This window comes from Caballeronia sp. INML3B, from assembly GCF_023631305.1.
Taxonomy (GTDB): Bacteria; Pseudomonadota; Gammaproteobacteria; order Burkholderiales; family Burkholderiaceae; genus Caballeronia; species Caballeronia turbans.
Window position 1 is genome coordinate 128,360 of sequence record NZ_JALQDI010000040.1, and the last position, 11,689, is coordinate 140,048.

At 64.3% G+C, this 11,689-nt stretch carries 10 protein-coding genes; 1 reads left to right on the forward strand and 9 read right to left on the reverse strand.

Going from position 1 to position 11,689, the window contains the following annotated elements; translation table 11 throughout:
• Position 1: 1 nt before the first annotated feature.
• From bcsB to NCS58_RS16120, 6 genes are all read right to left on the reverse strand, one after another.
• Complete coding sequence (bcsB, locus tag NCS58_RS16095) at positions 2-2,497, reverse strand: cellulose biosynthesis cyclic di-GMP-binding regulatory protein BcsB (protein WP_096031941.1); 2,496 nt, start codon at positions 2,495-2,497, stop codon at positions 2-4.
• Complete coding sequence (gene bcsA / locus NCS58_RS16100) at positions 2,497-4,713, reverse strand: UDP-forming cellulose synthase catalytic subunit (protein ID WP_250538647.1); 2,217 nt, start codon at positions 4,711-4,713, stop codon at positions 2,497-2,499. The genes bcsB and bcsA overlap by 1 nt, the downstream gene beginning before the upstream one ends.
• The gene (gene bcsQ / locus NCS58_RS16105) at positions 4,710-5,498 is read right to left on the reverse strand and encodes a cellulose biosynthesis protein BcsQ (RefSeq protein ID WP_061115993.1); all 789 of its coding nucleotides are present in this window, start codon (positions 5,496-5,498) and stop codon (positions 4,710-4,712) included. The genes bcsA and bcsQ overlap by 4 nt, the downstream gene beginning before the upstream one ends.
• Positions 5,495-6,265, reverse strand: a complete 771-nt coding sequence (gene bcsP / locus NCS58_RS16110; RefSeq protein WP_061115992.1) for a cellulose biosynthesis protein BcsP — start codon at positions 6,263-6,265, stop codon at positions 5,495-5,497. The genes bcsQ and bcsP overlap by 4 nt, the downstream gene beginning before the upstream one ends.
• A 121-nt stretch (positions 6,266-6,386) precedes the next feature.
• Positions 6,387-6,842 (reverse strand): cellulose biosynthesis protein BcsD, encoded by a 456-nt coding sequence (bcsD, locus tag NCS58_RS16115; protein WP_061115991.1) that lies wholly within the window; start codon positions 6,840-6,842, stop codon positions 6,387-6,389.
• 539 nt (positions 6,843-7,381) lie between these two features.
• The gene (locus NCS58_RS16120) at positions 7,382-7,579 is read right to left on the reverse strand and encodes a hypothetical protein (RefSeq protein WP_061115990.1); all 198 of its coding nucleotides are present in this window, start codon (positions 7,577-7,579) and stop codon (positions 7,382-7,384) included.
• A 438-nt stretch (positions 7,580-8,017) separates the two neighbouring features.
• Between NCS58_RS16120 and NCS58_RS16125 the strand changes: the two genes are divergently transcribed.
• Positions 8,018-8,632, forward strand: a complete 615-nt coding sequence (locus tag NCS58_RS16125; RefSeq protein WP_061115989.1) for an NAD(P)-dependent oxidoreductase — start codon at positions 8,018-8,020, stop codon at positions 8,630-8,632.
• A 72-nt stretch (positions 8,633-8,704) separates the two neighbouring features.
• Here the strand turns inward: NCS58_RS16125 and NCS58_RS16130 are convergent, their stop codons facing one another.
• The 3 genes from NCS58_RS16130 to NCS58_RS16140 form a co-directional block, all read right to left on the reverse strand.
• Positions 8,705-9,172, reverse strand: a complete 468-nt coding sequence (locus NCS58_RS16130) for a DUF3331 domain-containing protein (RefSeq protein WP_250477345.1) — start codon at positions 9,170-9,172, stop codon at positions 8,705-8,707.
• Between the two features lie 357 nt (positions 9,173-9,529).
• A complete protein-coding gene (locus tag NCS58_RS16135; RefSeq protein ID WP_061115987.1) occupies positions 9,530-10,366 on the reverse strand; it encodes an ABC transporter permease in 837 nt (278 codons plus the stop codon).
• Positions 10,367-10,372: 6 nt separating this feature from the next.
• A complete protein-coding gene (locus tag NCS58_RS16140) occupies positions 10,373-11,644 on the reverse strand; it encodes an ABC transporter permease (RefSeq protein ID WP_061115986.1) in 1,272 nt (423 codons plus the stop codon).
• Positions 11,645-11,689 lie beyond the last annotated feature (45 nt).

Sequence of the window (11,689 nt, forward strand, 5' to 3'; positions counted from 1 at the left end):
ATCAATCCCTCAGGCGCCGTGCGGCGATCGAGCGCAACGCACGGTAGAACAGGGCGGCGATGATGAGCGCGGCCAACAGCCCGCCGAGCACCAGCAAAAGCGGATGCGACGACAACGCCCAGCGCATGTAGTGCATCGGCGAGAGATGACCGATGTAGTACGCCTCGCCGTTCGACGTGACCGTCACCGTGCGGCCGTGGATCACGGCCATCGCGCCCTGAATCGAAGGCAGCAGGTCGTTGTCGAGCAGGGCCGCGGATAGATCGGCATCGGACTGGCCGGCCGCGCTGATGAGCGCCACCGCGCTGCGCCCGCTTTTCAGGGGCGATTCGAAGCCGGTCAGGAGCGCGTCGCCGTTGGAACTCACGAGCGAGAGATCCGCGCGCGCGGGCGAGCGTTCCGGGCCTTGCTCGCCATGCCACCAGTCGACGAGCTTGAACGCGACATCGGAAAGCTGGAAGGTGCGCGCGTCGCCGTCACCGGAAAACGGCATCTGCCTGGCCCAGCGCTGCAGGAGCGGCTGGCGTCCCGGCGAGCCGAGGATCAGCAGATCCTTGTCGGCGAAACGGTCGACGTCGTTCGCGCTCGTCACGGTGACGCCCGTCACCGGATAGCCCGTCGATGCGCCCATGCGGCCCATCTCCAGCAGATACAGGCTGTAATCGGCCGAGTTCGGCTCGTTCGGCAGCACGACCGCCGTCTGCGAGAGATCGGCGAGGCGCGTGAACGGAAAGCCGCCGTTCGCGAACGCGGCGAGATCGGGCAGCGCCATGTAGTGCGGGAAGCCGGACAGATCGATGGTCGAATTCGGATCCACCGCGCCGACGACGTTATCCAGCACGCGCCCCTGGCATTCGCCGGTCTTCGGGATGTCGTAGTAGAAGTGCAGGCGCAGTTGCGCACGCGGCGTGATGAGCAGCGGCGGCAGATAGATGTCGCGGCGCGCGGCGACGGTCTTGTCGGGCAGCACGCGGCTGAAATACTGGCCGAGATCGAACGTCGATGTCGACACCGCCGGAATGCGCAGCGACTGCACGAAGCCATCGTTCACGCTGATATTGAGCGACGAGCGGTCCGGCGCCGGACGCACCGTGTAGCGATAGCCGAGCTCCACCGGCACGCCCTTCGTCTGCCACATGAAGAGATCGGGCGGCACGCGCAGGTTGATGCGCACCGCGTCCGCGTCGTAGCCGTGGGCGGTCAGGTCGCGCGCTTCCGCGAGCTCGCCGAAGCGCACCGGACGATCGGACGGCAGCCAGTTCGGCGCGTCGTACGGGCGGCGCGGTTGCAGGTCGTTGAACTGCGTGATCGTCGCGCTGGTGCCTGACAGCGTGTTCTGGCCGACGCCGAGCGCCTTGGCGGCCGTCTTCAGTTCGTTGTCGTCGCGCCCGAGCACGAGCAGGAGGCGGCCACGCGCGTTCGCGTCGCGCTCGACGAGCGCGATGGTCGGACCGGAGACCGGCGGAATATCGACGCCCGCGACTTTCGCATCGCCGACGGCGAAGACAACGGCATTGCCCGACAGCGGCACGTTGTCGGTCTGCGCCGGAAAGATCGCGCCGCGATAGCCCGCGAGCGAGCCGAAGTATGAGGCGACCATGCCGGCCGATTCCAGCGCGGCCAGACTCGGCTTGCCCGCGAAAACGAAGGGCAGTTCGAGGCGGCGCACGTCGCGGCGGTCGAAGAACGGTTGCGGCAGCGCGGCGAGATCGGGTTTGTTGGCGATCGACGCATACGTGAGATCGAGCGAGCTCGCGTTGCTCACCGTCGCCCAGAGCGTCGAGCTCGACGGGTCCTCGCACTGCTGCGTGTAGTGCCCGATCAACTGCACGTTGAGGTGATTGAACTCCGTGATGAAGCGCGGATCGATCGCCACGTCGCGCGCGACCAGCATGCCGGCCTGATCGCGCGGCACCGGCAGCGTCGCCGCCACTTCGCCGTTGATGAGCACCTTCAGTTGGGAGGTCGAGGGCAAGAGCGACGGCGAATAGCTGTAGATCAGATGCAGGATCGCGCCGGTCACGACTTCGTCGCCACGCACCGAGAACGCGATGCCGTTCTGGCCGTCGGTGCCGCGCAGCTGCAACGGATCGAGCGCGCCGTAATCAGCGAAGGTGAGCGTCTGGCGGCGTCCGCCGGGCACGAGCGTGCCGGGGTCGGCGGTCGTCGGGATGCGCGAGGTGAGCGGCTTGTCGGGCTTGCCGGAGAACGCGGGAACGGGCATCGCGAGCGCCGGCTGCTGGATCGCGGCGGGGTTGTACACCACCGCCGGACTCGGCGCGGGCACGGCGCCGACGCCGGTCGCCTGCTGCGTGGCCGGCGGGACGCTCCCGGAAGCCGCGTTCGGCGCGACCGCAGCCGACGCGACCGGGGCCGCGAATGCCGTCTGCAAGGCCATCAAAACGGCCAGTGCGCGGCCCAGCGGTTTTTCGCAAAAACGCGGCGCGCGCTCGCCCGTTTCGTTTTCAACGCGCAACTTCGACATGCCCGTGCCCATTATTGGTCTTTGGTTTTCAGCTTCTTCACATCGACCGGGCGCTTGTTCATCCAGGTACGAAGGTCGCTGTACAAATGCTCGAACAATCCCGCGATGCCGCGCGTGCCCACCAGCAGCACATGCGACAGGCCGCGCAGCGGCGTATCCGGGCGGCGTCCCTCGGACCAGCCGGTCCAGGCGTCCGCGCGCGCGAAAGTCGTCTTCACGAAGTCGTATTCCTGCTCGCGCGTGAGTTGCGAGAATCGCAGGCCGACGCGGCCCGGCTCCGTATAGCCGACCGTCGCCGGAAACGCGTACTCCTCGTCGCCGCGAAAGAGCGAGACGGTCACGCGCTCGTGCATCGGCACTTCGAGCTTGCTCGGCAGCGCGACGCCCACGCCGCCTTCCGAATAGTCGATCGTCTCGCACGCGAGCGTGCGGCCGGTCGAGAACTTGAGCATCACGGGCATCTTCATCGTCACGCGATGTGTCGCGCGCACCTGCTTGCGCTCGCTCGCCGCCGCCACCGACGCGCCGAGAATCAGCATGTTGTAGACCGTCCAGCAGAGGTTGAGGATGGTCGTGTTCACTTCGCTGCGGATGTGCCAGTACATGACGATATGCACGACGCCCGCGATGAAGCCGAGCAGGTTCAGCAGCAGCAGAAACAGGTACGGCCGCGAGATGTACCAGTCGAAGTAGTCCTTCGCGATCTGGCCGCCCTTGGCCGTCACGTTGAACTTGCCGAGCTTCGGGTTGATGACCGCGAGGAGCGTGGGCGCGGTGATGTACGACGCAAGCACCGACTCATACACTTCGGCCCAGAACGAGTGGCGGAAGCTGCGCTGCATGCGCGAATTGGTGATGCTCGCGTGCATCATGTGCGGCAGCGCGAAGATCGCAATGGTGCTCGCCGCCGCTTCGATCACGTGCGCGCCGAAGAACAGATACGACAAGGGCGCGGTGAGGAACACGAGACGCGGCACGCCGTAGAAGAAGTGCAGCATCCCGTTCAGATAACAGAGCCGCTGGCCGATCTTCAGGCCCTTGCCGGTGAGCGGATTGTCGATACGGAAGATCTGCGTCATGCCGCGCGCCCAGCGGATGCGCTGGCCGATATGTCCCGAGAGGCTTTCGGTCGCGAGCCCCGCGGCCTGGGGAATCGCGAGATAAGCGGTCGTATAGCCGAGCCGATGCAGCTTGAGCGCGGTATGCGCGTCCTCCGTTACGGTCTCGACCGCAATACCGCCGATCTCTTCCACCATCGAGCGGCGCAGCACGGCGCACGAGCCGCAGAAGAAGGTCGCGTTCCAGAGATCGTTGCCGTCCTGAACGAGGCCGTAGAACAGCTCGCCTTCGTTCGGCACCTTGCGGAACGTGCCGAGATTGCGCTCGAACGGATCGGGCGAGAAGAAGTGGTGCGGCGTCTGCAGCATCGACAGCAGCTTGTCGCGCAGAAACCAGCCGAGGCAGATCTGCAGGAAGGAGCGCGTCGGAATGTGGTCGCAGTCGAAGATCGCGAGGAATTCGCCCTTCGTGATCTTCAGCGCCTCGTTGATGTTGCCGGCCTTCGCATGACGATTGTGCGTGCGGATTGTCCAGTTGACGCCGACTTCCTCGCAGAACGTCTTGAACTCGGGACGGCGGCCGTCGTCGAGCACGTGGATCGCGAGCTTGTCCGACGGATAGTCGAGCGCGAGCGCCGCGTAGATCGTCGGCTTCACGACCGAGAGCGGCTCGTTGTAGGTCGGGATGAAGACATCGACGGTCGGCCACTGGCTGCGGTCCGCGGGCAGCGGCAGCGGCATTCTCTTCAGCGGCCACGCGGTCTGGAAGTAGCCGAGCAGCAGCACGAGCGTCGCGTAGACTTCGGCCGCGACGAGCAAGAGGCCCCACGCGGCGTCGAGCGGGCGTTCCCAGTAGGTCGTTTCGGTGAGACGCCAGAACATGTAGCGGCCCGACGCGACGATCGACAGCATGATCATCACGAGCGTCGCGTACTGGCCTTGCAGGCGGCGAAAACCGAGCGCGCAAAGGAAGCAGATCGTGGCGAACGCAAGCTGCTGGCCGAACGCGAGCGGCACCGTGACGACGAAATACAGCGCGAACGCCGCGAAGACCGTGAGGAGAGTCACGACGATGCGGCTGCCCCAGATGCCCGCATCGACGAAACGTTCGAGGCGCGAGGTCGCGACGCTGACCTCGGTTTCGGGCGAGGGGATCTTGGCGGAACTCATGCGAGCTTCCTCGACGAGGCGGCCATCGCATCGATGGCGGAGAGAAGCCAGTCGCCGCACGCGCGCAGATCGGCGGCGGCCTGCGAAAGCGGATCGTAATGGATGAGCGTCGTGTCGCACGCGAGCGATTCCGAGACGCCTTCGTCCTGATGGATCACGCCTGGGAACATCTTCGTGCCGAGCATGTTGCGCAGCACCTTCAGCACGTCCTTGCTCAACTGGCGCGACTGATCGACCTGATTCACGACATAGCCCTGGCCGGCGAAATCCGGGCGCGGTGCGGCGTAGGCATCGACCATGCGCTCCATGCCGGGAATCGCGGCATAGGACGCGGCATCCGCGAGCACGACGTTCAGCGCGAAGTTCGCCGCTGTCAGCGCGGTGCGCGTATAGACCGACGAGCCCGGCGGCGTGTCGACGATCACGATGTCGCTGGCGTCGAGCGCGAGCGACTGCAGCGAGTGGGCGAGCCACGCGGGATCACTGTCGACGAGCGCCTCGAAGCGGCGGCGGTCGTCCTCGATCACGGCGCCGTAGGGCAGCACGGTCACGCCGTCGACGCCGTCGAACATCACCGTTTGCCACGGATCGCCGGCGAGCGTCGCGCGCGAAATGCCGTCGATGCTGTCGAGCGGAATGCCGAAATGCAGGCGCAGCGCGTTTTGCGGATCGAGATCGAGCACGATCACGCGGCGGTTGCGCGCGGCGAGCACCGAAGCGAGATTCGCGGCGAGCGTCGTTTTGCCGACGCCGCCCTTCGCGGAAACTACCGTGATGACTTTCATGAGCGTGAGTGGCGGCGTGCCTGAGCGGCGTGGCCGGTGCCTGCGCGCGTGTTCGAGGATTCTTCGCCCTGGGGACGGGCGCGGCGCAGACGCTCGAACACGGCGTCGAGCGAGCCCGCGGGCGCGCTCGGGACGTGCTGCGTCGGTTGCCCGAAGAGCTTGCCGAGGATCGAATGCGGCGCGGCGGGCGTGGGTTCGGGGGCGGGCACTGTCCGCGGAGAGGGCGTGCGGCGCGCGAGAAAGTTCGAGCCGAGCGTGGCGGACGCGCCCGGGCGTTCCGTCACGACCGTGCCGGCGTCATCCGCCACGGCCTTCGATTCGACAGGCGCGGCGAAAGTCTGTACGGGCGGCACGCTCGCTGCGGGTGCGTCCGCCGAATCCGCAATCGTTCCGGTTTCGTTCGACGCCGATTCGCCGGGCACCGAAAAACGCAACGCGCTCAGCGACTCGGCGGCGGGCGGATTGACGGGCGGAATCGTGCGGCGAAGGGGCCGCGTGAAGAGCGATTGCCTGCCCCGATGAATCGGCGTCGGCTTTTCGGCCGGCTCGACGGACGGTTCAGTCGCACGCGGCCGCGCAATGTTCGGTTGCGCGTCGCGGCGCGGCGCGATCTCGGGGATCGCCGGTTGCGCGAAGTCGAGCGTGGCGAGCAGCGGCCAGCGGGTGCGAGCCGTCCTGGCCTCGTTCTCTCGTCCGATTTCCTGGTAGTCGCCTGCATTGCCGCCGAAATGATCGAACAGCTTCTCGATGTCGCGCGAAGTATTCATGATGCCGCTTCCTCGTCGTGCCAATTCTTGATGCCTGGCCGATGCTGCTTGTCTGGAGCCGCCCGTTGGGCCGCTTGGTGCCGCCGCATCGAGGCGGCGGTCGGATTGCGCTGAAGACGTTTCAGGCCGCGACGCGCGCGAGCCTGAATTCGATGGCCGCGTCGTCGCCGAACTCGCTTGCCTGCCGGATCGCGAGTCCCTGCGCGCCGAGCGCGGCGAGCCACTGTTGATACGCTCCTTCGAGAAACGCGGGCGTCCACGCGAGCGCGCTTTCGCCGAAGGCAGGCAGCGGCGCGCAGTAATGGACGATGCTCAGATAGTCGCGTTCATCGGACAGTTCGACGAAGCCCCAGTCGGTGTCGTGCCACAGGGCGTTGAGCGTGTCGGCGAGCGCCGCTGTCGAATCGCAGGGCGGCAGCGGCCGCGCCTCGGCGAACCGGCTGCCCACGCGATGCATCAACTGACGCAATTCATTGCGCCCGATCTGCGCTTCGAATTCGTCTGCAAGGGCGGCCAGCAGGCCTCGCCATTGCCGGGAAATCTGACTGTCCAACAGGTAATCGAAAATAGCGGCCATGTTCTGGTTCGGCAGGGCGCGAGCCACAGCGCGTGATTGATCAGTCTTGTTTACACCCTCGCAAGCTATCCCATTAACCCGCGAGCATTGATCCGGACGCTTGTCCAGGCGCTATTACATGTCTGAACTTACTTCAATGCGATTGTTTTCGCCAGTGGAAAGACTAGCAGCGGATTGCTTCGTCGGATTGGGCGAACAGGACGTGGCGAAAGGCTCAAATCGGGCGTTCGGCGCGAGTGCGACTGGACGAAATATCGACACGTCTGCACGTCTCGCATTTCCGGGCTTGCCCCGCCCGCCACGGCGGAGGCGGCAGTGTACCATCTTGTTAATGCGATAAATTCACGCCCCGGGTCTGATTCGCACCGATTGACTTCTCGCGGAATCGCATGCGGGCGGCACCCGGCGGATTGATTTCTTGGTCGTCTTGAGTGCTCGCGAAGGGCCCGTGTCGGCCAAGGCATGCATTGCGCCCGATCATCCGCGCGCACGAAAAAAAGCGCCCCGAGTGGGGCGCTTTGCATGAAAAGCTTGAACGTTCAGGGATTCGCGCGTACCGCGTCTCTGACTGCGTCCATCACGATGCCGTAATTGAGCGGGATGTCCAGCGAATCGGAGTAACCGGGTTCGTCGTCGGACTCCTTTGAGACTGCGCGAACCGGAATCGGCTCATAGGCGGTTTCGCCTGCCGGATTGTCGCGTCCTTCGATGGCACCCTGCAATTGCGGATTCTTCACGATTAACTCCTGCGGTAATGGAGCGGCGAGGAACTGCAATATAAACCAACGTCATGACATTTTGGCGACTTCGTTTTGAGGACTCGCTTCGAAAGCGCTGCGCGCGGCGCGCCGGTAATCGCCGCTGTCGGGCGTTTCTAGAGAGTGCGGGGCCTCTAGTGTAACGGTGGTATGCACTTTCGAACGTGCAGTTCGATTATGACAATGGCGTGCCGATATTGTGTCCGGCGACCGAAATCGGCCCGGAAATTGCATGATGTACCGCTATTACCTATGCTCTTAAAAATGACCGAGCGCCAATTGATTCTCCGATTTCGTCTGACCTGCAAAGAAACACAATCGAAAGCGGCCGCCGCGCGACGGTTTATTTCCCTTCAACAATACCGGCGGTTTCAACGACGCTGGTGCAAAGGCCGTAAAAGCAAAGGAGAACGTGGCATGAGCAAGATCGCGATCATCGGGGCGACAGGCAACGTCGGCAGCCGCCTGCTGGAAGAAGCGTTGCGGCGCGGACACACGGTCACCGCGATTGCGCGCGATACCTCCGCGCTCGAACAGCGGGACGGCGTCAGTGCGCACGACGTAGATGCGCGGGATGCCGACGCGCTCGCTCGCGTTCTCGCCGGACACGACGCGGCGTTCAGCGCGACGCGCTTTGCAACGATTTCCGAAAGCGCGATCGTCGAACCGGTGAAGCGCGCCGGCGTGCAGCGCCTTCTGGTCGTCGGCGGTGCGGGCAGCCTGTATGCGGCGCCAGGTCAGCGCGTGCTCGATTTGCCGGGTTTTCCCGCAGCGTACAAGCCGGAAGCAACGGCGGGCGCGGCTTTTCTGGATGCGCTGCGCCGCGAGCGCGACGTGGACTGGACCTTCGTTTCGCCATCGGCGGAATTCGTTCCGGGGCCGCGCACTCAGAAATTCCGGCTGGGCGTGGATGAACTGCTCGTCGACAGCAGCGGGCGCAGCTGGATTTCGTACGACGATTACGCAATCGCCTTCCTCGACGAATTCCAGCGTGGTGCTCATATCCGGCAGCGGATCACGGTGGGCTATTGAACACGCGCGGCGGAAGAACCGGCATCAACTGACGATGCCGGTTCTTCCGCCGGTTTCAATCCCCGTTGACCGTCAGCCTTGCAAATCGACTTCCATTTCCTCGGCGTTTTTAGGCATCGCGGCCGCGAGAATCATCGCCGAGGCATTCTGCGGCTTCGGATCGCGCTGCGACGGCCGATAGACCTGATCGCCCCGATGGATCGGCATTCCCGATAGCGAGCACACGCCTTCGGCCGTCGCAGTCGTGGCGCGCCAGCCCTGATAACCGTAGTGGCACGTGCCGGGATCGGACCAGTAGACGAGCGCCGTCGCGCTGCTCGGACGCTCGATTACGCGCACGATGGCCTGCGGGAACGGCAGGCGATCATCCGCACGATGTGGGTGCGCCCGATTCCAGTCGCGCGTCAGGCGTTCGAGGAACGCGCTTTCCGCGCGGGCGGATTTCTGGGATGGGGCAGTGCGAGCGATGTCCGTGGGCATCGCCTCGAGCAGGTGAACCGTCTGTGACCACGGGTCCGCTCTTTTCGAAAAAGCTGTCATGGCATTGTTCCAAGCTTTGACTCGACCTAGAACGTACGTCATTAAGCATATTCCGATAAATACCGCATCAGTGAATACACTATCCCGCTGTTACGAATAATCAGGCGGCGAAGCGCGAGGTCCCCCTTCGCGCCTTGACCGGCGGGCATTTCAGCCATTCGTAAGGTGCGTTGCGGACCGATACAGACGGCGCTTTAGGCCGCAATCACCCAATTTCGCGAGGGTCTTGTTCGATACGCGCGCGGATTGTTCCGCGAGACGAACCGGTCCAGATCTATCAGCGAACCGGCGATCCCACGCGGAGCCTCGCAGGCACGACGTGCCACGCAGTCTCGATGTCTCCCGCGGACCGACCCGTTAAGCGACTGCGCGCGCTGCCGCACGACCCCGCAACCACTCCAGCGCGAGCAACAGGCTCGTCGAGAACACGATGAGGATCGTCGCGAGCGCGGCGATCGTCGGACTGATGTTTTCGCGGATGCCGGTAAACATTTGCCGCGGCAGCGTCGTCTGATCGGCGCCGGCGAGAAAAAGCGTAACCACGACTTCATCGAACGAGGTGGCGAACGCGAACAGCGCGCCCGAGATCACGCCCGGCGCAATGACCGGCAGCGTCACGCGGAAGAACGTCTTCAACGGGCTCGCGCCCAGCGACTGACTCGCCCGCACGAGGTTGTAATTGAAGTTCTGCAGCGTCGCGCCGACGGTCGTCACGACGAACGGCACGCCGAGCGCCGCATGCGCCAGAATCAGCCCGAAATAGGTATTGGCGATGCCGAGCGGCGCGAAGAACAGATACATGCCAACGCCGACGACGATCACCGGCACGATCATCGGCGAAATGAGCACGGCCATGAGCAGGCTCTTGCCCATGAAATTGGCCTTCGTGAGCCCGACCGCGGCGAGCGTGCCGAGGATCGTCGCGACGAGCGTTGCCGAAGGCGCAACGATGAAGCTGTTCTTTGCGGCCATGCGCCACTCATCGGACATGACGAGGTTGTGATACCAGCGCATGGACCAGCCCGGGATCGGATAAACCAGGAACGTGCTCGATGAAAACGAAAGCGGCACGATCGCGAGCACAGGCAAAATCAGATAGAGCAGCGTCAGCACGCAAATGATGCGCAACGCGAAATACCAGATGCGCTCGATGGCGGACGTATGCGGCGCGAACATCGGTTTGGCGAGTTTCATCTTTTGTTACCCCAAGCTCACGTTGGCGCGCGTGAAGCGTCCGTAGACCACGTAGAGCAGCAGTGTCGCGGCGAGCAGCAGCGCGCCGAGCGCGCACGCCATGCCCCAGTTGATCGTTACGTTCGTGAAGTAAGCGATGTAATAGCTGACCATCTGATCGTTCGGCCCGCCGAGCAGCGCCGGTGTGATGTAGTAGCCGATGGCGAGAATGAACACGAGCAGCACGCCCGCGCCGATGCCCGGGTAAGTCTGCGGCACATAGACGCGCCAGAACGCGGCAAACGGATGACTGCCGAGCGAAACGGCCGCGCGCTGATAGGTCGGCGGCACCGACTTCATCACGCTGTAGAGCGGCAGGATCATGAAGGGCAGCAGGATGTGCGTCATCGAGATATAGACGCCGACGCGGTTGAAGAGCAGCGCCAGCGGCGAGCCGATCAGCCCGCTGCCGAGAAGTGCCGTGTTCACCAGCCCTTCGCTTTGCAGAAGCACGATCCACGCGGCGACGCGCACCAGCACGGACGTCCAGAACGGAATCAGCACGAGCACCATTACGAGGTTGGCGCGGCGCTCGGGCAGCGTCGAAATCCAGTAGGCCAGGGGATAACCCAGCAGCAGCGCGAACAGCGTCACGCCCACGCCGATCACGAAGGTGCGGCCGAAGACGTTGAGATAGATCGACTGATCCGGCTCCGCATGAACGATGTTGCCGAAGCCGTCCTGTTTGTGATCGAGCGACGCGAGCATGTAGAACGGCGAATAGCGGCCCGCGTTCTTCGCGATCGCCTGCCAGTACGCGGGGTCGTTCCAGCGCTCGTCGATCTCGAGGATCTTCGCCTTGATCTGCGCGGCGGGCAGGGCCTTGCCGTCGTCGCCGGTGAGCGGCATCGCGCGTGCGGTTTTCGCGACGAGCGAGCGATAGCCGGGGATTTCGGTATTCAGGCGCCGCGCGAGTGCGCCCATCGATTCGCCGTCCGAGATCGCGGTGAGATCCTGCGCTAGCGCGGCATAAGCTTCATCCGATGGCGGCGCCTTGCGGTCCCATTTCGCCAGCGCCGCGCCGGTGTGCGGCAGTGCGTTCGCCACTTCGGGGTTTTCGATCGCGCGCGTGAGCAGCGCGCCGATCGGCACGACGAAAATCAGGAACAGAAAAATGGCGAGTGGCGCGATGAGCATGAGCGCCATGGCGCGCTTTTTCGCATCTGCGATCTTCAATTCGCGCTTCAGACGCGCGCTTGATTCGCGCGATTCTTCGGCGGGGATCGTCATGGTGTTCACGCTTGAGTCTCCTTCTTTGCGGTCGCGCTTTCGAAAAGCGCGACC